This is a genomic window from Nocardioides iriomotensis, from assembly GCF_004168035.1.
Classification (GTDB): domain Bacteria; phylum Actinomycetota; class Actinomycetes; order Propionibacteriales; family Nocardioidaceae; genus Nocardioides_B; species Nocardioides_B iriomotensis.
Window position 1 is genome coordinate 64,505 of the sequence record NZ_SDPU01000034.1, and the last position, 20,691, is coordinate 85,195.

Annotated in this window: 17 protein-coding genes, 1 tRNA gene and 1 pseudogene; 8 read left to right on the forward strand and 11 right to left on the reverse strand. The window is 74.4% G+C overall.

Annotated elements, in window-relative coordinates; genetic code table 11:
* Positions 1-14 precede the first annotated feature (14 nt).
* From nrfD to selD, 5 genes and pseudogenes are all read right to left on the reverse strand, one after another.
* On the reverse strand, positions 15-1,061 hold the full coding sequence (nrfD, locus tag ETU37_RS18765) for an NrfD/PsrC family molybdoenzyme membrane anchor subunit (RefSeq protein ID WP_129988882.1): 1,047 nt from the start codon (positions 1,059-1,061) through the stop codon (positions 15-17).
* Positions 1,058-2,008 carry a 4Fe-4S dicluster domain-containing protein gene (locus ETU37_RS18770; RefSeq protein WP_240755835.1) on the reverse strand — a complete coding sequence of 317 codons (951 nt, stop codon included), beginning with the start codon at positions 2,006-2,008 and terminating at the stop codon, positions 1,058-1,060. The genes nrfD and ETU37_RS18770 overlap by 4 nt, the downstream gene beginning before the upstream one ends.
* Positions 2,005-4,746: pseudogene (gene fdh, locus ETU37_RS18775) on the reverse strand (formate dehydrogenase); the annotation flags it as partial. The pseudogene fdh and the gene ETU37_RS18770, both read right to left, overlap by 4 nt.
* A gap of 12 nt (positions 4,747-4,758) precedes the next feature.
* Positions 4,759-5,322 carry a dehydrogenase gene (locus ETU37_RS24040; protein ID WP_129988884.1) on the reverse strand — a complete coding sequence of 188 codons (564 nt, stop codon included), beginning with the start codon at positions 5,320-5,322 and terminating at the stop codon, positions 4,759-4,761.
* A gap of 68 nt (positions 5,323-5,390) precedes the next feature.
* Positions 5,391-6,365: a selenide, water dikinase SelD gene (gene selD / locus ETU37_RS18785; protein ID WP_129988885.1), complete on the reverse strand. Its 975-nt coding sequence runs from the start codon at positions 6,363-6,365 to the stop codon at positions 5,391-5,393.
* Between the two features lie 437 nt (positions 6,366-6,802).
* On the opposite strand from selD, the gene ETU37_RS18790 reads away from it, so the two are divergent.
* From ETU37_RS18790 to ETU37_RS18805, 4 genes are all read left to right on the forward strand, one after another.
* Positions 6,803-6,897: transfer RNA gene (locus ETU37_RS18790), tRNA-Sec, on the forward strand.
* 26 nt (positions 6,898-6,923) lie between these two features.
* The gene (gene selA / locus ETU37_RS18795; protein WP_129988886.1) at positions 6,924-8,234 is read left to right on the forward strand and encodes an L-seryl-tRNA(Sec) selenium transferase; all 1,311 of its coding nucleotides are present in this window, start codon (positions 6,924-6,926) and stop codon (positions 8,232-8,234) included.
* A gap of 1 nt (position 8,235) precedes the next feature.
* Positions 8,236-9,990: a selenocysteine-specific translation elongation factor gene (gene selB / locus ETU37_RS18800; protein ID WP_129988887.1), complete on the forward strand. Its 1,755-nt coding sequence runs from the start codon at positions 8,236-8,238 to the stop codon at positions 9,988-9,990.
* A 98-nt stretch (positions 9,991-10,088) separates the two neighbouring features.
* Complete coding sequence (locus ETU37_RS18805; RefSeq protein WP_129988888.1) at positions 10,089-11,276, forward strand: 4-hydroxybenzoate 3-monooxygenase; 1,188 nt, start codon at positions 10,089-10,091, stop codon at positions 11,274-11,276.
* On the opposite strand, the gene ETU37_RS18810 is transcribed toward ETU37_RS18805, so the two are convergent.
* Together ETU37_RS18810 and ETU37_RS18815 are read right to left on the reverse strand one after the other, a co-directional pair.
* The gene (locus ETU37_RS18810) at positions 11,252-12,031 is read right to left on the reverse strand and encodes an IclR family transcriptional regulator (protein ID WP_129988889.1); all 780 of its coding nucleotides are present in this window, start codon (positions 12,029-12,031) and stop codon (positions 11,252-11,254) included. The two genes, ETU37_RS18805 and ETU37_RS18810, sit on opposite strands and share 25 nt — an antisense overlap.
* Positions 12,032-12,089: 58 nt before the next feature.
* Positions 12,090-13,343: an MFS transporter gene (locus ETU37_RS18815; RefSeq protein ID WP_129988890.1), complete on the reverse strand. Its 1,254-nt coding sequence runs from the start codon at positions 13,341-13,343 to the stop codon at positions 12,090-12,092.
* A 161-nt stretch (positions 13,344-13,504) separates the two neighbouring features.
* Here ETU37_RS18815 and pcaH point away from each other — a divergent pair, with 161 nt between their 5' ends.
* From pcaH to pcaDC, 4 genes are read left to right on the forward strand one after another with little or no spacing between them, the layout of a single operon-like run.
* Positions 13,505-14,281, forward strand: a complete 777-nt coding sequence (pcaH, locus tag ETU37_RS18820; RefSeq protein ID WP_240755836.1) for a protocatechuate 3,4-dioxygenase subunit beta — start codon at positions 13,505-13,507, stop codon at positions 14,279-14,281.
* Positions 14,278-14,832: a protocatechuate 3,4-dioxygenase subunit alpha gene (gene pcaG / locus ETU37_RS18825; RefSeq protein WP_129988891.1), complete on the forward strand. Its 555-nt coding sequence runs from the start codon at positions 14,278-14,280 to the stop codon at positions 14,830-14,832. The genes pcaH and pcaG overlap by 4 nt, the downstream gene beginning before the upstream one ends.
* Before the next feature lie 4 nt (positions 14,833-14,836).
* Positions 14,837-16,048 carry a lyase family protein gene (locus tag ETU37_RS18830; protein ID WP_129988892.1) on the forward strand — a complete coding sequence of 404 codons (1,212 nt, stop codon included), beginning with the start codon at positions 14,837-14,839 and terminating at the stop codon, positions 16,046-16,048.
* Positions 16,045-17,229 (forward strand): bifunctional 3-oxoadipate enol-lactonase/4-carboxymuconolactone decarboxylase PcaDC, encoded by a 1,185-nt coding sequence (pcaDC, locus tag ETU37_RS24045; RefSeq protein WP_129988893.1) that lies wholly within the window; start codon positions 16,045-16,047, stop codon positions 17,227-17,229. The genes ETU37_RS18830 and pcaDC overlap by 4 nt, the downstream gene beginning before the upstream one ends.
* A gap of 18 nt (positions 17,230-17,247) precedes the next feature.
* Here pcaDC and catC read toward each other — a convergent pair whose 3' ends face one another.
* The 4 genes from catC to ETU37_RS18855 form a co-directional block, all read right to left on the reverse strand.
* A complete protein-coding gene (gene catC, locus ETU37_RS18840; RefSeq protein WP_129988894.1) occupies positions 17,248-17,541 on the reverse strand; it encodes a muconolactone Delta-isomerase in 294 nt (97 codons plus the stop codon).
* A gap of 35 nt (positions 17,542-17,576) precedes the next feature.
* Positions 17,577-18,434, reverse strand: a complete 858-nt coding sequence (catA, locus tag ETU37_RS18845) for a catechol 1,2-dioxygenase (protein WP_129988895.1) — start codon at positions 18,432-18,434, stop codon at positions 17,577-17,579.
* Between the two features lie 87 nt (positions 18,435-18,521).
* Complete coding sequence (locus tag ETU37_RS18850; RefSeq protein ID WP_129988896.1) at positions 18,522-19,625, reverse strand: mandelate racemase/muconate lactonizing enzyme family protein; 1,104 nt, start codon at positions 19,623-19,625, stop codon at positions 18,522-18,524.
* A complete protein-coding gene (locus ETU37_RS18855) occupies positions 19,622-20,539 on the reverse strand; it encodes a LysR substrate-binding domain-containing protein (RefSeq protein ID WP_129988897.1) in 918 nt (305 codons plus the stop codon). The genes ETU37_RS18850 and ETU37_RS18855 overlap by 4 nt, the downstream gene beginning before the upstream one ends.
* Positions 20,540-20,691 lie beyond the last annotated feature (152 nt).

The window sequence follows — 20,691 nt, forward strand, 5'->3', positions numbered from 1 at the left end:
CCTCGCCGGGACGGTCAGGACCAGCGGACCGGCTCGCCGCGGTCGAGCCGCTCGCGCTGCGGCACGACGGTGTAGCGCGGGTCCTTGGCCGACGCCTGCCCGGCTTCGAAGACCCCGAACCGCGTGCAGGCCGACCCGGCCAGCAGCGCGGCGCCGGACAGGACGGCGGCGGTGCGGCTGCGGCCGGCGAGCAGCGACCCCGCGGCGCCGCCGATGGTCAGCCACCGCGACGCGCGCATCAGCCGGCCGGCCTTGCCCTGGTGCAGCGGCTCGGCGGTGATGCCCATCGACCGCTCCATGCGCCGCTCGGCCAGCAGCTCCACGACGGCGCCGCCGAGGGCGAGGCGGCGGGCGGGACCGGTCTCGGCGACCGGCGCGGCGAGCATGCCCATGCCGCCGGAGGCCGCGGCGGCCGAGGACGTGAAGACGAAGGGCAGCTCGCGGTAGGCCTCGTGCCACGACGGCGTGGCGGTGTCGGCCAGCAGCACCGCGGTGTACGACGCCACGGGCGGCGCCATCACGGCGGCGACGAGCCCGGCCGGGCGGCCCAGCCGCGACACCAGCCGCAGCGGCCAGCGGCGGCGGAGCGGGCCGGGCAGCGCGTCGACCACCTCCGCGGCGGCGGCGAGGCCGGCGAACGGGCCGTAGCCCGACAGGATCCAGGTGCCGACGGACATGGGCGAGGTGAGCTTGGCCGTGCGCAGCATGTTGAGGAAGCGCGCGGGCCGGCCGAGGTCGTGGACCAGCGCGACCATCGAGAAGCCGAGGGCGCCGAGCGCGGAGAACCGGCTCGCCCGGCGCAGGGCGGGGCGGCCGGTGAGGTCGGCGCCGGCGGCGAGCAGGGAGGAGCCTGCCGCGAGGCCACCGGAGAACAGGTACGCGGGGATGTCCGCCTCCCACGGCGACGGCTTCACCACGGGCCGGCCGTAGTAGGAGGTGAACTCCGCGTCGGGGACGACGGAGCCGTCGCGACGTCCGCCCGGGCTGCCGCGGTGTCGGGACGTGACGGCGTCCTGCAGGCGCTGGCCGCGTTGCGCCGCCCGCAGCTGGTCGTCGCTCATCCGCGCCTCCCCGCGAACGCGACCGCGGCCCCGACGAGCAGTGCGGCCGCCGCTGCCGAAGCGCGGCGGAACATGTGGGGCAGATCGCGGGTGGTGACGACCGGGTCGGGCGGGAGGCCGTAGACCTCGGGCTCGTCGAGCAGCAGGAAGAACGCACCGGCGCCGCCGACGCCGTCGTCGGGATCGGCGCCGTACAGGCGGGCGTCCATGACCCCGGCCTCGTGCAGCTGCTCCACGCGCGCCTTGGCCCGCTCGCGCAGCTCGTCGACGTCGCCGTACTGGATCGACTCGGTGGGGCAGGCCTGCGCGCAGGCGGGCCGTTGGCCGTCGCCGATCCGGTCGTAGCAGAGCGTGCACTTCTGCGCGATGCCGACGTTCTTGGCGCCCTCGGGGCCGGTGCGCCGCTCGATCACGCCGTAGGGGCAGGCGGGTACGCAGTAGCCGCAGCCGTTGCAGATGTCGGGCTGGACGACGACCGTGCCGAACTCGGTGCGGAACAGCGAGCCGGTCGGGCACACGTCGAGGCACGCGGCGTGGGTGCAGTGCTTGCAGACGTCGGACGACATGAGCCAGCGGAAGTCGGGCAGCTCCTCGGTCGCCTGCGCGCCTTCCGGCGAGGTGGGCGGCGGGGGACCGGGCATGCCGAGGTCGACCGTGCCCGCGCCGTCAGTGGCCGCGGCGGGTGCGGCGGGTTGCTCGACGAACGCGACGTGCCGCCAGGTGTTGGCGCTCAGCGAGACGGTGTTGTCGTAGGACATGCCGGTCAGGGAGAACCCGTCGTCGGGGATCTCGTTCCACTCCTTGCAGGCCACCTCGCAGGCCTTGCAGCCGATGCACACCGAGGTGTCGGTGAAGAACCCCTTGCGCGCGGGCGGGTCGACGTACCCGGCCTCCGCCGCCGGGTCGACGGGACCGAACAGGCTGTGCTCGCCGATCAGGGGCTTCACGGGTCGCCGTCCTCCTTGCGCATCACGGGGTCACGGTGGTCGTGCACGTCGGCGTCGGGACCGACGGTGACGATCGGGGTGCCGGGGTCGACGTCGACGCCCGAGCGCTCCTTGTACGACGCCACCAGGTCGAGCACCGCGCGGCCGCGCGGCCGGCGACCGGGCAGGACGTCGCAGGTGCCCACCTTGGACTCCTGGATCAGCACGTTGGGGTCGAGGGCGATGCCGAGCAGGTCGTTGGCCGAGTCGCCGGTGACGAAGCCGCCGGAGCCCCAGTGGTACGGCAGCCACACCGTGTGGACGGTGCGGCCGTCGACGCGGAGCGGGCGGAGCCGCTCGGTCACGAGCACCCGCCCCTCGATCGCGGCGCGGGACGTGACCACGTGACACCAGCCGCCGTGCTGGAGCCCACGCTCGGCGGCCAGCGCGGGGGAGACCTCGACGAACATCTCCGGCTGGAGCTCGGCGAGGTACTGCAGGTAGCGGCTCATCCCGCCGGCCGTGTGGTGCTCGGTCAGCCGGCTGGTGGTGAACACGAAGGGGTAGACGTCGCTGTGCAGCTCCGGCGGGCTGGGGTTCATCGGGTTGTCGTCGCGGTCGTACTCCTTGCGGGTCGGGTTGGCCTGCTGGCCGTAGAGCACGTTGCGGAACGGGCTCTCGACCGGCTCGTAGTGCGTCGGCAGCGGCCCGTCGATCAGGCCCTGCGGCACGAACAGCGAGCCCTTCCCGTCGCCCTGCATGATGAACGGGTCGTTGCCCGCGATCGCGGCGATCCCGCCCTGGCCCTCGTCAGGCCGGTACGTCGGCGGTTTGGTGCGCTCGAAGTCGGGGACGTCGTCGCCGGTCCACTCGCCGTTCTCGCCCTTGTCGGGGTCCCACCAGACCAGCCGCTTGCGCTCGCTCCACGGGTTGCCGTCGGGATCGGCCGAGGCCCGGTTGTAGAGGTTGCGGCGGTTGGCCGGCCACGCCCAGCCCCACTCCGGCGCGACGTACGACTGCTCGCGGCCGGGCTTGCGGCGCGCGGCCTGGTTGACGCCGTCGGCGTACACGCCGGTGTAGATCCAGCAGCCGCCCAGCGTCGACCCGTCGTCCTTCATCTCGGTGAACGACGAGAGCGGCCGGCCCGTCGCGACCTCGTAGCCGTTGATCTCCTTGAGCACCGCCTCGGCGGAGGGCTCGTCGTGCTCGCCGTGCAGCGGGTAGTCCCAGGCGAGGTCGAGCAGCGGCCGGTCGCGCTCCTCGGTGGAGTCCGCCAGACGCTCGCGGACCATCCGGCCCAGGTGGTAGAAGAACCACAGCTCCGAGCGGGCGTCGCCCGGCGGCTCGACCGCCTTGGTGCGCCACTGCAGCATCCGCTGCGTCTGGGTGAAGGTGCCTTCCTTCTCGACGTGCGAGGCGGCCGGGAAGAGGAACACCTCGGTGCGGCACTCCTCGGGCACGATCTCGCCGGTCTCGACCTCGGGGCTGTTCTTCCAGAACGTCGCGCTCTCGATCTCGAACAGGTCGCGCACGACCAGCCAGTCGAGGTTGGCCATGCCGAGCCGCTGGGCCCGTCCGTGGGCGGACCCGACCGCGGGGTTCTGGCCGAGCAGGAAGTAGCCCTTCACCTTGCCGTCGATCATGTCCATGACCGTGCGGTAGGTGCCGTGGTCGCCGGTGATGCGGGGCAGGTAGTCGAAGCAGAAGTCGTTGTCGGCCGTCGCCGCGTCGCCCCAGTAGGCCTTGAGCAGGTTGACCGCGTAGGCGCCGGCGTTGTCCCAGAAGCCCTTCGACCCCGGGTGCCGGACGCTGTCGATCCAGTCCTGGAACGACTCGTGCTGGTTGGCGTTGGGCATCGGCAGGTAGCCGGGCAGGATGTTGAACAGCGTCGGGATGTCGGTCGAGCCCTGGATGCTCGCGTGCCCGCGCAGCGCCATGATCCCGCCTCCGGGCCGGCCCATGTTGCCGAGGAGCAGCTGGAGGATCGCGCCGGTGCGGATGTACTGCACCCCGACGCTGTGCTGGGTCCAGCCGACCGAGTAGACGAGCGCGGTCGTGCGCTCGCGTCCGGAGGCCTCGGTCCACGCCCGGCAGACCTCGAGGAACTCCTCCTGCGACACCCCGCAGACCCGCTCGACCAGCTCCGGGGTGTAGCGGGAGTAGTGCCGCTTCAGGACCTGGTAGACGCACCGGGGGTGCTGCAGCGTCGGGTCGCGCGGCGGGTCGCCCTCGACGTTGAGGCCGTGCGTCTCGTGCTGGAGCGCGCTGGCCGTCTCGCGCTGCTCCTCGTGCTGCTGGCGCCCCTGGCCCTCCTGCTTCTGCCCGGCGTCGGCGTACTGCCAGCTCGCCGGGTCGTAGGTGCGGGTCTCGGGGTCGAAGCCGGAGAACAGGCCGTCGAGGTCGTCGGTGTCCTGGAAGTCCTCGCTGAGGATCGTCGCCGCGTTGGTGTAGGCCACGACGTACTCACGGAAGTCGAGCTCGTTCTGCAGGACGTGGTTGATGACGCCGCCGAGGAACGCGATGTCGGTGCCGACCCGGATCGGCACGAACTGGTCGGCCAGCGCGCTCGTGCGGGTGAACCGCGGGTCGACGTGGATGACCTTCGCGCCGCGCGCCTTGGCCTCCATCACCCACTGGAACCCGACGGGATGCGCCTCCGCCATGTTGGAGCCCTGGATCACGATGCAGTCGGCGTTGGCCAGGTCCTGCAGGAACGTCGTGGCGCCGCCACGACCGAAGCTCGTCCCCAGACCGGGGACGGTGGCGGAGTGTCAAATACGGGCCTGGTTCTCGATCTGGATCGCGCCCATCGCCGTGAACAGCTTCTTGATGAGGTAGTTCTCCTCGTTGTCGAGGGTCGCTCCTCCGAGGCTGGCGATGCCGAGCGTGCGACGCACGCGGCGGTTCTTCTCGTCGATGTCCTGCCAGGTGTCGTTGCGCGCCTTGACGACGCGGTCGGCAACCATCTCCATGGCGGTGCCGAGGTCGAGCTCCTGCCACTCGGTGGCGTACGGCGCCCGGTAGCGGATGGTCTGCTGCCGCAGCGGGCTGGTGACGAGGTTCTTGCTGGCCGAGCCCTTGGGGCAGAGCCGGCCGCGGTTCACCGGGCTGTCGGGGTCGCCCTCGATCTGGACGACCTTCTCGTCCTTGACGAACACGCGCTGGGCGCAGCCGACGGCGCAGTAGGGGCAGACGCTGCCGACGACGCGGTCGGCGGTCTTGGTGCGCGGGGTGAGCTCTTCGGTGTCCCGGGACCGGGCGGCCGGGCCGCGCCCGAGCACATCGGGGCCGCGGAGCTGGCGCAGCACCGGCCAGTCCAGCGGCGTCCTCACCATGCGCCGTCCTTCCCCTCGAACATCGTCCGTTGCCTACCCAGCGCTCTCCTGCATCATGCCCGGTCGCCTCAGACGACCTCCAGGATCGACTCGCCCGCCGGCAGCAGCTCGCCGACCACCGGGTGGCCCGGCAGCTCGCCGGCGACCAGCAGGCCGCCGGAGGTCTGCGCGTCCGCGAGCAGGACCAGCTCGTCCTCGTCGACCCGCGACCGCAGCTGCGGCCGCACCCAGTCGAGGTTGCGCCGGCTGCCTCCCGGCACGAACCCCGCGGCGAGCGACTCGCGCGCCCCCTCGACGTACGGCACCGCGGCGGAGTCGATGCGCGCCGAGACCCCGCTGGCGCGGGCCAGCTTGAGCAGGTGCCCCAGCAGGCCGAACCCGGTCACGTCGGTGGCGCAGGTCGCGCCGGCGTCGAGCGCGGCCCGCGCGGCGTCCCGGTTGAGCGTGGTCATCACCTCGACGGCCTCGGGGAAGCGGTCGCCGGTCGCCTTGTGTCTGTTGTTGAGCACGCCGAGGCCGAGCGGCTTGGTCAGCGTCAGCGGCGTGCCCGCGCGGCCGGCGTCGTTGCGCAGCAGCCGCTGGGGGTCGGCGAGGCCGGTGACGGCCAGGCCGTACTTCGGCTCCCGGTCGTCGATGCTGTGCCCGCCGGCCAGGTGCGTCTCGGCCTCCTTGCACACGTCGGCGCCGCCGCGCAGCACGTCGGCCGCGACGTCGAACGGGATCACGTCGCGCGGCCACGCGAGCAGGTTGACCGCGACGAGCGGGGTGCCGCCCATCGCGTAGACGTCGGACAGCGCGTTGGCCGCCGCGATCCGGCCCCAGTCGTAGGGGTCGTCGACGACGGGGGTGAAGAAGTCGGCGGTGACGACGACCGCCCGGTCGCCGTCGATGCGTACGGCGGCCGCGTCGTCGCCGTGGTCGAGCCCGACGAGCAGGTCACCCCCGGCGCGGCCGGCGTCCAGGCCGCCGAGCACCCGCTCGAGCTCGCCGGGCGGGACCTTGCAGGCGCAACCGCCGCCGGCGGCGAACTGGGTGAGGCGCACGTCCCCAACCTACGCACCCGCGCCAGCTGTCACGCGGGGTGTGCGCCAGCAACGCGGGGTTTGGTCGTGGTGGCCCGGCCGGGGCCGTCGCGAGCGGTGTCCGGTGCGTGCGTCGGCAGGGCGGAGGAGCGAAGGCGGGGCGGCAGCCCCGGCGAGCGACGACAACGCAGCCGCCGTGCGTGCCGGGCGACGCGCAGCAGGCCAGGGTCGGGTTGCCACGGCCAACGGACGCTCCACAAGGCGCATGCCGCTGGGGAAGCGTCCACACGCCTGGGGAAGTGCCGCGGTACGGCGGCCGGCGAGCCCGGACCACGAGGGGCAAGACGCGCCGACTCGGCAGGTTCGTGAGGGCAAGACGCGCCGACTCGGCAGGTTCGGGAGGGCAAGATGCGCCGACTCGGCGGGGGCGGGCTGGGCCGGGCCCCTAGAGTTGCCGCGGAGGCGTACCTCGTCTGGTGACGGGCGCGGTCCTCAAAACCGTTGTGGCCGGGCATCCCGGCCAGGCGGGTTCGATTCCCGTCCGCCTCCGCCACTCGTCCGACCACTGGAGGGCCCGCCGTGGAGGATCCGCGCCGCGCGACCCCGCGCACCGACGCGGTCCTCGCGGACCCGCGGGTGCGGGCGGCGTCGGGGCGGCTCGGCGACACGCTGGTCAAGCGCCACGTCGCCACGGTCCTCGACCGCTGCCGCGCCGGCGAGGTGTCGCCGGCCGACGTCGTGGACGAGGCGCTGCGTTCGCTCCCGGCAGCGGCCACGTCACTGCGGCCGGTGCTCAACGCGACCGGCGTCGTCGTGCACACCAACCTCGGAAGGGCCCCGCTGTCGGCGGCGGCCGTCGAGGCGGTCAGGCTCGCCTCGGGCGCCACCGACGTCGAGCTCGACCTCGCGACGGGGCAGCGCGACCGGCGCGGGCGCGGGGCCCTCGCCGCGCTGGCGGCCGCGGTGCCGGAGGCGGGGGGAGTGCACGTCGTCAACAACGGCGCGGCCGCGCTCGCGCTGGTCACCTGTGCGCTGGCGCCGGGGCGTGAGGTGGTGGTCAGCCGCGGCGAGCTGGTCGAGATCGGGGACGGCTTCCGGATCCCGGAGCTGCTCGTGTCGCTCGGCGCGCGGCTCCGCGAGGTGGGCACGACCAACCGGGTCCGGCTCTCCGACTACGCCGACGCGGTCGGCGACGAGACGGCGTTCGTGCTGAAGGTGCACCCGTCCAACTTCGTCGTCAGCGGGTTCACCGCCGACGTCCCGGTCGCGGCGCTCGCCACGCTGCCGGTACCGGTCGTGGCGGACATCGGCTCCGGCCTGCTGCGCCCGCACCCCCGGCTGCCCGACGAGCCGAGCGCGGCGGCGGCGCTCGCCGACGGCGCCGACCTGGTCACCGCCTCGGGCGACAAGCTGCTCGGCGGCCCGCAGGCCGGGCTGATGCTCGGCAAGGCGGACCTCGTCGAGGCGCTGCGGCGGCACCCGTTCGCCCGGGCCCTCCGCGTCGACAAGCTCACCCTCGCCGCCCTGGAGGCCACGCTCACCGGCCCGACCCCGCCGGTCGCCGCGGCCCTCGTCGCCGACCGCGGCGCGCTGCTCGCCCGGGCCGAGCGGGTCGCGGCCGACGTCCTGGCCGCCGTCCCCGACGCGCCGGTCGAGGCCGTCGCGTCCGTCGGCGCCGTCGGTGGCGGCGGCGCTCCCGGCGTCGACCTGCCGAGCGCGGCAGTGTCTCTGCCCGAGAGGTACGCCGTCGCGCTGCGCACCGGCGAGGTCCCGGTCGTCGGCCGGGTGCACCAGGGTCGGCTGCTGCTCGACCTGCTGGCGCTCGACCCCGCCGACGACCCGCGGCTCGCGTCCGCCGTCGTGGCGGCGATGGACACGGGCACGGACTGACGTGCACGTCGTCGCGACCGCCGGCCACGTCGACCACGGCAAGTCGACGCTCGTCCGGGCCCTCACCGGCACCGACCCCGACCGGCTGGCCGAGGAGCGCCGCCGCGGGCTGACCATCGAGCTCGGCTACGCGTGGACCGACCTGCCCGGCGCGGGCGACGTCGCGTTCGTCGACGTGCCCGGGCACGAGCGGTTCCTCACCACGATGCTGGCCGGCGTCGGGCCGGTCCCCGTCGCGCTGCTCGTGGTCGCCGCCGACGACCCGTGGATGCCGCAGGCCGCCGAGCACCTCGCCGCGCTCGACGCGCTCGGCGTCCGGCACGGCCTCGTCGCCGTCACCCGCTCGGACCTCGCCGACCCCGCCGCGGCGGGGGACCGGGCCCGGACCGAGCTCGCCCGCACGTCGCTCGCGGGCGCCCCGGTCGTGCCGGTCAGCGCGCGGACGGGTGCGGGCATCGACACGCTGCGCGCCACGCTGGCGGACGTGCTGGCCGCCGTACCCGCGCCGGACGCGTCCGCCGACGTCCGCCTCTGGGTGGACCGGCAGTTCACGGTCAAGGGTTCGGGGACCGTGGTGACCGGGACCCTCCCCGCCGGCACGGTACGGCGGGGAGACCTGCTGGAGCACGCCGGCGGGACGCTGCGCGTGCGCGGTGTGCAGACCCTCGAGCGACCGGTGGACGAGGCACACGGGACCGCCCGGGTCGCGCTCAACGTCAGCGGCGACGGCGCAGAAGCACTGCACCGCGGCACCCCGCTGGTGACGCCCGGGGCGTGGCTGCGCACCGACACCGTCGACGTCCGGCTGCGCGCGCTGCCCGGCACCGACCAGCCGCCGCCGGAACGACCGCTGCTGCACGTCGGGGCCGCCTCGCTCGACGTGCACGCCCGCCCGCTCGCCGACGACCTCGTCCGGCTGCGCCTGACCGAGCCGCTGCCGCTGCGCGTCGGCGACCGCGCGGTGCTGCGCGACCCGGGCGACCGGCGGCTGTGGGGGTTGGTCGTGCTCGACCCGGCACCGCCGGCGCTCCGCCGGCGCGGCGACGCGCGACGCCGGGCCGCCGCCCTGGTCGACGACGACGGCCGTCCGTCCGCGACGCGCGAGCTCGCCCGTCGAGGCGTCGTCGAGGCCGACCTGCTCGCCCGCATCGGCGTCCCGGTGACGCCCGACGTGCTGCGGGCCGGGCGGCACCTGCTCGACCCCGGCTGGGCGGACCGGCGGGCGGCCGACCTGACCGCGGCGGTCGCCGAGTCCGCCCGGGCGACACCGCTCGACCGGGGCATCACGCTCGTCGCCCTGGCCGAGCGGCTGGGCCTGCCGTCGCCCGAGGTCGCGGCCGCGCTGGTCCGGCCGCCGCTGCGCGTCGTCGACGGCCGCGTCGTACCGGAGGAGGCGCCCGGCCTCCCCGCCGCGCTGGAGGACGCCCTCGCCGCGCTCGCCACCGAGCTCGACGCCGAGCCGTTCGCCGCGCCCACCGCGGGACGGCTCGCTGAGCTCGGGCTCGGCCGGCGCGAGCTCGCGGCGGCCGCACGGGCCGGGCGGCTGCTCGTGCTCGACGGGCCGGTCGCGCTGCTCGCGGGCGCCGACGCGCAGGCCGTCGAGGCGTTGCGCGCGCTGCCACAGCCGTTCACCGTCAGCGAGGCCAGGGTCGCGCTGCGCAGCAGCCGGCGCGTCGTGCTGCCGCTGCTCGACCACCTCGACCGGGCCGGCCTCACCCGCCGCGAGCCCGACGACCGCCGGCACGTACGCGACTGACCCGGCACGATGTCCCGCAGCTTCCGCCCAGCGGAAGGGCAAGATTCCGGCGCGCGGCCGACGATCCCTAGCGTGACCGCGAGAGCCCGGGAGGTGCCATGCCGACGTACGCCAGCACGACCCGCACGCAGGTCGCCGTCGTCGGCGGCGGGCCCGCGGGTCTGATGCTGTCGCACCTGCTGCACGTCGCCGGGATCGACTCGGTGGTCGTCGACAACCGCACCGTGCACACGATCGAGACCACCCACCGGGCCGGGATCCTCGAGCGCGACAGCGTCCGGCTGCTCACGGACACCGGTGTCTCCGACCGGGTGCTCCGGGACGGCGACCGGCACGGCGGCATCTACCTCCGGTTCGACGGCACCAGCCACCACGTCGACTTCGAGGCGCTCGTCGGAGCGTCGGTCTGGCTCTACCCGCAGACCGACGTGTTCACCGACCTGCACCGCGCTCGCGTCCGCGACGGCGGCGACGTGCGGTTCGGCATCGCCGACACCGAGGTCGAAGGCGTCCTCGACGCCCCACGCATCACCTACGCCGACGAGGGGGGCCGGCGGCACGAGGTGTCCGCCGACCTCGTCGTCGGGTGCGACGGCTCGCGCAGCACCTGCCGCGGCCTCGTGGAGGGCGGCCGGCAGTTCTTCCGCGAGTACCCGTTCGCGTGGTTCGGGATCCTGTGCGAGGCGCCGAAGAGCGCGCCGGAGCTGATCTACGCCCGGTCCGACCGTGGGTTCGCGCTGATCAGCCAGCGCACTGACGAGGTGCAGCGGATGTACTTCCAGTGCGACCCGTCCGAGGATCCCTCCACCTGGTCCGACGACCGGATCTGGACCGAGCTCCAGGCGCGGCTCGCGGGGGAGGACGGGTTCCGCCTGCACGAGGGACCGGTCATCGAGCGCACCGTCCTGCCGTTCCGCAGCTTCGTCCAGACCCCCATGCGGCACGGTCGGCTGCTGCTCGCGGGCGACGCCGCCCACACGGTGCCGCCGACCGGCGCGAAGGGGCTCAACCTCGCGCTCGCCGACGTGCGGGTGCTGGCCGAGGTGCTGGAGCAGGCGATCGGCAAGCAGGACCACGACGTGCTCGACACCTACACCGAGCGCGCCCTGGAGCGGGTCTGGAAGGCCCAGCACTTCTCCTACTGGATGACCACGATGCTGCACCGGTCGGCCGACAGCTCGGACTTCGACGAGCGCCGCCAGCTCGGCGAGCTGCACGCCCTGGTCGCCTCGCAGCGCGGGTCGGCGTACCTCGCCGAGGGCTACACCGGCTGGCCCCAGGACTGAACCGCGGCCGGGCCCATCGCCCGCTCGATGCCACGCGCCGCGACCTGGAGCGCCGCCACCAGGCGCGGCCGCTCCGTGCGCAGCGACGGGACGACCAGGCCGAGCGAGGCGACCACGTCCTCGCCCCGCCGCAGCGGCACCGCGACCGAGCAGGCGCCGAGGCTCATCTCCTCGACGGTCGTCGCGTAGCCGTCGCGGACCACGCGCGAGAGCTGCCGGCGCAGGGTCCCCGGCTGCGTGATCGTGTACGGCGTGACGCGGGTGAGGTTCGCGAGCACGGCGTCCTGCACCTCGGCCGGTGCGTGCGCGAGCAGCACTTTGCCGACGCCGGTGGTGTGCAGAGGCAGCCGCGAGCCGATCGAGCTCACGACCGGGACGGACGCGTGGCCGCGCAGCCGGTCGACGTACAGCACCGACGTGCCGTCGCGGACCGCGAGGTGGACGGTGGCGAGCGTGGCGCCGTACAGGTCGTGCAGGAACGGGGATGCGGCCTCGCGCAGCCCGGTCTGCACCGGCGCCAGCAGCCCGAGGTCCCACAGCCGGCGGCCGACGACGTAGTCGCCCCCGGAGGTGCGCGCGAGCGCGCCGAACGCGACGAGCTCGCCGACCAGGCGGTGCGCGGTCGCCAGCGGGAGACCCGCGCGCGCGGTCAGCTCGGACAGCGCGAGCCGGCGGTGCTCCTCGTCGAAGGCCGCCAGCAGCGACAGCGCCCGGGCGGTGACCGACGTGCCGGGGCTGGAGGAGTTGCCCGCCATGCCGGTCAGTCTTCCACTGGCCGGAAGCCGCGGGCGACCCCCGCGCGCCCGCGGCGGCTCAGTCCCGGGCCTCCACCGGCTGCGCCGGTACCGTCGCCAGCGCGACCACGGCCAGCACCGCGGCGACCGCGAACGCGTAGAAGCCCCACGGGTAGGCGACGCCCGCCGTCACGAGCGCGCCGCCGAGGAACGGGCCGACGATCGCGCCGACCCGGCCGACGCCCGCGGCCATGCCGAGCGCGGTGCCCCGGATCTCCGACGGGTAGAGGTGGCCGACGAACGCGTAGACCAGCACCTGTGCGCTGAACACGAAGACACCGGCGAGCAGGACGACGGCGTACACGAGCACCGTGCTCTCCATCCGGACCGACAGCACCGCCAGGAACGCCGCGGCAAGCCCGAACCACAGCAGCACCGACGGCTTGTTGCCGCGGGCGTCGGAGACCGAGCCGGCCACCAGCAGCCCGATGACGGCGCCGAGGTTCAGCACGAGCAGCAGGCCGGTGCCGGCGGTGATCGAGTAGCCGGCCTCGCCCATGATCTTGGGCAGCCAGGTGTTGAGGCCGTAGACCAGCAGCAGCCCCATGAAGGACGCGACCCAGAGCCCGATGCTCACGCGCAGGTAGCGCCCGCGGGCGACGTCCGAGCTCCGCACCGGCGCCGGGCCGTCGTCCGACCCGTCCCGGAGCCGCGCCTTGGCGTCGAGGTAGGTCTGCGACTCGGGCAGCCGCGCCCACATCACCGGCACCACCAGCAGGCCGGCCAGGCCGCCGACGAGGAACATGCTCTCCCAGCCCCAGGCGTCGATCACCCACAGCGCCAGCAGCGCGGTCGCCACCGCGCCGACGTGGTAGCCGGTCATCATCCGGGTCACCGCCGACCCGTTGCGGCCCGCGCGGGCGTGCTCGCTCATGTAGGCCAGCGCCGTGGGCAGGCAGGCCCCGAGACCCAGCCCGGCCAGGAAGCGGAGCACCGTGAACTGCGTGACGTCCTCCGCCAGCGGCACGGCCATCGTCAGCAGCGAGAAGACCGTGATGCACGCGATCAGCGGCAGGCGCCGGCCCCACCGGTCCGTCAGCGGGCCGATCAGCACCGCGCCGATGCCGACCCCGACGAGACCGATCGTGGACGCGGTGGTCAGCGACGCGTCGGTGAAGCCGAGCGCGCCGGTGGCCGAGAGCACCGGGATCACCGCGCCGAGGACCACCAGGTCGAAGCCGTCGAGGGCGACGGCGACCCAGCAGAGCACCACCGGCCAGGCGGTGCGGGCGGAGGAGGTGGTCGTCGCGGCGGACGTGGCGGGACTGGTCATGCTGCGCTCCTTGCCATGCGGACGGAGTCTCCGTCGGCGGCGCGCCCGAGACGGGGCACGACGTCACCGTGGCAGCGGACTCGCGGGTCGCCCAGGACGCGTTTCCGCTGAGCGGAAGCGGTGTGCGACGAGCGCCACACCCGTCCCCCTAGCCTCGACGCGTGACCGCGCCACCGCCCCCCGCCGAGCTCGAGCCCCAGGAGACGCTGTCGGCCGAGATGGCCGCGCTGCGGGACGCCTACGAGCACACCGGCGTCGAGGAGACCCAGCCGCGGCTGGACTACCCGCCGTACCGCTCGAGCCGGTTGCGTCACCCGACCAAGGACCTGCACCACGCCGACCCCGAGGGCGTCGAGCTGTGGGCACCCTGCTTCGGCGAGCGCGACATCGACCCCCTGGAGGCCGACCTCACGATCCAGGACGGCGGCGAGCCGATCGGCGAGCGGACGGTGGTCACCGGTCGCGTCGTCGACGGTGAGGGCCGGCCGGTACGGCGTCAGCTCGTCGAGATCTGGCAGGCCAACGCCGGCGGCCGCTACATCCACAAGCGGGACCAGCACCCCGCGCCGCTCGACCCGCACTTCACCGGCGTCGGGCGCTGCCTGACCGACGACGACGGCGGCTACCGGTTCACCACGATCAAGCCGGGGCCGTACCCGTGGCGCAACCATCGCAACGCCTGGCGGCCGGCGCACATCCACTTCTCGCTGTTCGGCTCGGAGTTCACCCAGCGGATCGTCACGCAGATGTACTTCCCGGGCGACCCGCTGTTCGGCCTCGACCCGATCTACCAGTCGATCCTCGACCCCAAGGCGCGCGAGCGGCTCGTCGCGGCGTACGACCACGACGTCACGCAGCACGAGTGGGCGACCGGCTACCGCTGGGACATCGTGCTCACCGGCCCGCACCGCACCCCCGCCGAGCAGGAGGACGCATGACCCGGTCGGCGACCCCGGGCCAGACCGTCGGCCCGTTCTTCCACTACGCGCTGCCGTACCCCGGCGACCGCGAGCTCGTCCCGCCCGGAACGGCCGGGGCGGTGCTGCTGCACGGCACGGTGCGCGACGGCGACGGCGCCGCGATCCCCGATGCCCTGCTGGAGATCTGGCAGGCCGACCCCGACGGTCGGGTGCTGCAGCGCGCGGGGTCGCTGCGCCGGGACGGCTTCACGTTCACCGGCTTCGGGCGGGCGGCCACCGACGCGTCGGGGCGCTACTCGTTCAGCACCCTCGTGCCCGGCGCGGTCGAGGGCGGGCTGCCGTTCTTCGCGGTCACCGTGTTCGCGCGCGGGCTGCTCAACCGGCTCTTCACCCGCGCCTACCTGCCGCTGGCCGACGGCGCCGAGCCCGACGCGCTGCTCCGCTCGGCCGGCGACCGTGCCGGCACGCTGCTGTGCGTCGCCGACGACCACGGCTTCCGCTTCGACGTGCACCTGCAGGGTGACGGGGAGACCGTGTTCCTCAGCTACCCCGGCCACCGGGGAGACTGAGCGGGTGACCTCGCTCTGGTGGCCCGGCGACCAGCACGCCGGTGACCTCGTGTCCGACACCGCGCTGCTGCGTGCCCTGGTCCGGGTGGAGCAGGCCTGGCTCGACGCGCTGGTGGCCGCGGGCGTCGCGCCCGCCGGAGCCGCGCACGACCTGACCGGGCTCGTCGGCGACGACGACGCCGAACGCGTGGCCGTCGAGGCCGAGGCGGGCGGCAACCCCGTGATCCCGCTGGTCGCCCTGCTGCGCGACCGCGCGCCCGAGCCCGCAACCACATGGCTGCACCGCGGCCTCACCAGTCAGGACGTCGTGGACACCGCGGTGCTGCTGTGCGCGCGCGACGCCGTCGCCCGGGTACGGCGTGAGCTCGGTCGTCAGGTCGACCGGCTCGCCGACCTCGTGGACCGGCACCGCGCGACCCCGATGCTCGCGCGCACGCTCACCCAGCCCGCCGTACCGACGACGTTCGGGGCGAAGGCCGCGACCTGGCTGCACGGGATCCTCGACGCCGACGACGCGCTCGGCGCCCTGGCCTGGCCCGTGCAGCTCGGCGGCGCCGCCGGCACGCTCGCGGCCATCGTCGAGCTCGGCGGTCCGGACCGGACCCGCGCGGCGCGCACGGCGTACGCGGCGGCGCTCGGCCTGGCCGAGGCACCGCCCTGGCACACCCGCCGCGCGCCGGTGACCCGGCTCGCGGACGCCGCGGTGGGCGCGACCGACGCGTGGGGACGGATCGCCAACGACGTCCTCGTGCTCGGCCGCCCGGAGATCGGCGAGCTCGCCGACGGTTCCGGTGGTGGCTCCTCGACCATGCCGCACAAGGCGAACCCGACCACCGCGACCCTGGTCCGCCGTGCCGCCCTCGCCGCGCCGCAGCTCGCCGCCACCCTGCACCTCGCCGCGGCCGAGCAGGTCGACGAGCGGGCCGACGGCGCCTGGCACGTCGAGTGGGCGACCCTCGCCGTCCTGCTGCGCCGCACGGTGGTCGCGGCCGTGCAGGCCACCCGGCTCCTCGACGACCTGCAGGTGCACGGCGAGCGGATGCGGTCGCACCTCGCGGCCGCCGGCGACGCCGTGCTCGCCGAGCAGCGGTCGATGGCCGGGCTGGCCGGACACGACCCGGCTCCGACGTACCACGGCCTGCTCGACGACCTCGCCGACGAGGCGCTCGCGCGGGCCGCCGTGCACCGACACGACCGGAAGGCGGACGACGCATGAGCGTGACCCTCGTCCGGCTCGGCGGACGGCCCGACCGGCCCCTGCTCGTCCTCGGCCCCTCGCTGGGCACCTCGGTCACCGCGCTGTGGTCGACCGCGGCCGCGGAGCTCGCCGACGACTTCCAGGTCGTCGGCTGGGACCTGCCCGGCCACGGCACCAACCACGCCGCACCGACCGACCGGACCACCGTCGCGAGCCTCGCCCTCGACGTCCTCGACGCCGTCGACGCGCTCGGCACCGGCATCCAGCCGCCGGTGTTCCACTACGCCGGCGACTCGGTCGGCGGGGCGGTCGGGCTCCAGCTCCTCCTCGACGTCCCCGAACGGATGCACTCGGCCACCCTGCTGTGCACCGGCGCCAAGATCGGCACGGCGGAGTCGTGGCAGGAGCGGATCGACGCGGTCCGGTCCGGCGGCACCCCCTCGCTCGTGACGGCCTCGGCCCAGCGCTGGTTCGGGCCCGGCTTCGTCGACCGCGAGCCCGCCGCGGCCTCCGCACTGCTGCACGCCCTCTCGGACGCCGACGACGAGGGCTACGCCGCGGTGTGCGGCGCGCTCGCCGGGCACGACCTGCGCGACCGGCTGAGCTCGGTCCACGGTCGGGTGCTCGCCGTCGCCGGTGAGCACGACGTCGCCGCCCCGCCCGCGACCGTCCGCGAGATCGCCGAGGGCGTCCCCGGCGCGCGGTACGTCGAGCTGCCGGGCGTCGCGCACCTGGCCCCGGTCGAGGCGCCGGGCGAGGTGGCTCGGCTGGTCCGCGAGCACGCGCTCGGCATCCGGTCGCGCGACGACCTCACCGTCGGCGAGGTCCGGGCCGCGGGCCTGGAGGTCCGGCGCGCGGTGCTCGGCGACGAGCACGTCGACCGGGCGACCGCGGCGGCGACCGACCTGACCCGGGAGTTCCAGGGCTTCATCACCGAGTACGCCTGGGGCGGCATCTGGACCCGCCCCGGCCTCGACCGGCGCACCCGGTCGCTGCTCACGATCACGGCTCTGGTGGCCCGCGGCCACCACGAGGAGCTGGCCATGCACCTGCGCGCCGCCCGCCGCAACGGCGTCACGGTGGAGGAGATCAAGGAGACGCTGCTGCAGGCCGCGATCTACTGCGGCGTGCCGGACGCCAACACGGCGTTCCGGATCGCGCAGCGCACCCTCGCCGATCCCGGCGACGACGCCGGCTGACCGGTCGGGCGGGGACGGTCAGACGCCGTCCGTCGCGCGGACGTCCGACGGGTGCGTCGCGAGCGGCGTCACCTTGATGTCCATGTAGGGGAACAGCGGGAGCCCCGAGATCAGGTCGTGCAGCTCGTCGGTCGACTCCACGTCGAAGATCGAGATGTTGGAGTACTCACCCACGATCCGCCACAGGTGCGGCCACTTGCCGGCCCGCTGCAGCTCCTGGGAGTAGGCCTTCTCCCGCGCGACGGTGTCGGCGCGGACCTCGGGGTCCAGGTCGTGCGGGATCCGGACATCCATCCGGGCGTGGAAGAGCATGGGTGAGCCTCCGACTCGTCACTCGTCGTACAGGGTCAGGAGCGGACCGGGTCGAGCACGAAGCCGTACTCCACGGCCTCGCCGTCGCCGGCCCGGCGCGGGTCGAGCACGAGCTCCGGCTTCACCGCCGAGGCGATGTCGTCGTCGTTGTGCTCGTCGCCGGGGAAGTAGAGCTGCGCGGTGAGCAGCTCGTGACCGGGCGCGGAGACCTTGACGTGGAGGTGGGCCGGACGCCAGGCGTGCCAGCCGGCGGCGGCGATCAGCTTGCCGCAGGAGCCGTCGGTCGGGATCTGGTACGGCGCGGGCTTCCTGGTGGTGATCTCGAACCGGCCGTCCTCGTCGGCGGTGAACGTGCCGCGGAGGTTCCACTCGGGCAGGCCCGGCGCGAACTGCGAGTAGTAGCCGTCGTCGTCGGCGTGCCAGAGCTCGACCTTGGCGCCGGCGAGCGAGGAGCCGTCGGTGCTGGTCACCTGACCGGTCCACACGAGGGGCGTGCCCGGCTCGTCGTCCCGCATCGGCACCGAGCCCTTGGCGCCCTGCTCGGGCGCGTTCGGCACGTAGTAGGGGCCCTCGATCGTGCCCTTGTTGCCCTCGCGGTGCTCGGTGGCGACCTCCTCGACGACGTGCTCGACCCAGACGTCCAGGAACAGCGGCCACTCGCCGTCGTCCCCGACGCCGATGAGCCAGGACTTCAGGGCGTTGTACTCGTCGTAGGTGACCTTGTGCTTGCGGATGGTGGCGTGCAGCGCGTCGACGACCTCGCGGGCGAGCAGGTCGACCCGCTCCTGCGGGGTGCTCGCGACGCCGGAGGACTTGTCGGTGCGGAAGCGCTCGGTCGCCGAGGCGCCCGATGCGGCGGCGGTGGCGGTGGGGGCGGTGGGGGTCTGGGTCATGGCGGTCTCTCCCTCGGGTGGGGGTGGTGGGTCGTGCGGTCGGCGGGGGCGGCGGCGCTGCCGGCCCGTCTGTTGGGTCGGTCCTGGTCAGTGGTCGGTGCGGAAGTGCGCGAGCTTGTCGGGGTCGACCTCGACGCCGAGGCCGGCGCCGGGCCGCACGGCCAGGTGGCCGTCGCGGATGTCGAGCGGCTCGGTGAGCAGGTCGTCGCTCATGTCGAGGAAGTTCGAGAGCTCGCCGGCCCGGCGCGAGGTGAGGCGGTACGCCGACCCGAACACGACCGTGCACATCGAGCCGAGCTGGCTGTCGATCTGGTTGCCCATGACGACCTCGATGCCGAGCCCCTCGGCGAGGTGGAGCACGCGGGCCGAGCCGGTGAAGCCGGTCCGCGAGGTCTTGATGCTGATCGCGGTGGCCGCGCCACCGAGGATCTCGCGGGTCACGTCGGCCGCGGTGACCGCGGACTCGTCGGCGATGAACGGCACGTCGCACTGCTGGACCAGCCAGCGGCGGCCGAGCACGTCGTCGGCGGGGCAGAGCTCCTCGGCGAACAGCAGGCCGAGGTCGGCCATCTCGTGCATCGCGCGCGCCGACTCGGCCGGCGTCCAGCCGCGGTTGCCGTCGACGTACAGCTCGACCTCCTCGCCGAGCCCCTCGCGCAGCGCGCGGACAACGGCGGTGTCGAGCTGGAAGGGGGTGCGGCCCACCTTCACCTTGAACGTGGTGATGCCGTAGGTGTCGCGCATCCGCTCGGCCTCGGCCACCATCGCGGCAGGCTCGTCGAAGCCGAGCATGTGCGAGACCCGCATCCGGTCGGTGTAACCGCCCAGGAGGTCGGTGACCGGCAGGTCGAGCGTCTTGCCGAGCGCGTCCCAGACCGCCATGTCGACGGCGGCCTTGGCGACCGGGTTGCCGACGGTGCGGGACAGCCGGTCGGACACGACCTCACGCTCGAGGAGGGTGGTGCCGACGAGCTGGGGCGCGAAGATGTCCTCGATGACGGCGAGCACGCCGCGCTGCGTCTCGCCGTAGGTGAACGGGCGGGGCGGCGCGTCGGCGACGCCGACCACACCGTCGTCGGTGTGCACGCGTACCAGCACGTGCTGGGCGACGGTGACCTCCCCGCTGGCGAAGCGGAGCGGCTTGGAGTAGGGGATCGCGTAGGGGATCGCCTCGATCCTCGTGATCTTCATCGGGCTTCCTCGAAGAGCTGGTCGTCGGTGTGGTCGGAGAACAGGCCGCCCTCCTCGAGCACGGCCACGACGCGCCGGACGAGCGCCGAGGGCTCCTCGCGCCAGGCGAGGGCGAGCTCGACGGAGCCGGCATCGGCGACGTCGCGGAAGACGACGCCGGCGAGCGGTACGGCGCGGACGGACCCGGGGACCAGGGCCACGCCGAGACCGGCGGCGACGAGCGCGACGAGCACCGCGGTGCCGGGCGCGGAGTGCTCGCGCCGCGGGGTGAACCCGGCATCGCGGCAGGTGCGCAGCACGGCGTCGTTGACCGCGGAGTCGCTGCTGGAGTACAGGATCAGGCCCTCGGTGCGCAGGTCGGCGACCGACACGACCGGCTCGGCGGCGAGCCGGTGGTCGGCCGGGACGGCCAGCACGAGCGGCTCGATCTCGATCGTGCGCACCTCGATGCCCTCGCCGGTCGCCGGCGGGCGGAGCACGGCCAGGTCGAGGCTGCCGTCGCGGAGCCCGTCGCACTGGGCGGGCGTGAGCAGGTCGGCGTGCACCTCGAGCGCGACGTCGGGCAGGTCGCGCTGCAGGGTGCGGGCGACGACGGGCAGCTGGGTGAAGGCGGCGGTGCCGGTGAAGCCGATCCGGGCCAGGCCCTTGCGGCCCTCGGCGACCCGCCGTACACCGGTGGCGCTGTCGTCGACGGCGCGGAGCACGCGGTGCGCCTCGGTGAGCAGGAACTCGCCGGCCGGGGTCAGGCTGACCTGCCGGGTGGTGCGGGTGAGCAGCGTCGCGCCGAGCTCGTCCTCGAGCTGCCGGATCGCCTGGGACAGCGCGGGCTGGGCCATGTGCAGCCGCTCCGCGGCCCGGCCGAAGTGGCAGGTCTCCGCCACGGCGGCGAAGTAGCGCAGGTGGCGCAGCTCCACGGCAGCTCCCTCCTCGTGCTCGTCGTGCCCGGTCGTGCTCGGCGCTGGTGGCGCCCGTCACTCCGGCGCCGGATTGATTCACGGTACGTACGAGTATTGAGTCAGCACAAGGACCCATTTCCGATGGATTGATCGGCAGGACTGATCAATGG

Coding starts and splice junctions, on each gene's coding strand:
- nrfD (WP_129988882.1), bottom strand. CDS start 1,061: ATGAGCGACGACCAGCTGCGGGCGGCGCAACGCGGCCAGCGCCTGCAG.
- ETU37_RS18810 (WP_129988889.1), bottom strand. CDS start 12,031: ATGGCGGGCAACTCCTCCAGCCCCGGCACGTCGGTCACCGCCCGGGCG.
- catA (WP_129988895.1), bottom strand. CDS start 18,434: ATGACCCAGACCCCCACCGCCCCCACCGCCACCGCCGCCGCATCGGGC.
- catC (WP_129988894.1), bottom strand. CDS start 17,541: ATGCTCTTCCACGCCCGGATGGATGTCCGGATCCCGCACGACCTGGAC.
- pcaG (WP_129988891.1), top strand. CDS start 14,278: ATGACCCGGTCGGCGACCCCGGGCCAGACCGTCGGCCCGTTCTTCCAC.
- pcaDC (WP_129988893.1), top strand. CDS start 16,045: ATGAGCGTGACCCTCGTCCGGCTCGGCGGACGGCCCGACCGGCCCCTG.
- ETU37_RS18805 (WP_129988888.1), top strand. CDS start 10,089: ATGCCGACGTACGCCAGCACGACCCGCACGCAGGTCGCCGTCGTCGGC.
- ETU37_RS18850 (WP_129988896.1), bottom strand. CDS start 19,625: ATGAAGATCACGAGGATCGAGGCGATCCCCTACGCGATCCCCTACTCC.
- ETU37_RS18815 (WP_129988890.1), bottom strand. CDS start 13,343: ATGACCAGTCCCGCCACGTCCGCCGCGACGACCACCTCCTCCGCCCGC.
- ETU37_RS24040 (WP_129988884.1), bottom strand. CDS start 5,322: ATGGTGAGGACGCCGCTGGACTGGCCGGTGCTGCGCCAGCTCCGCGGC.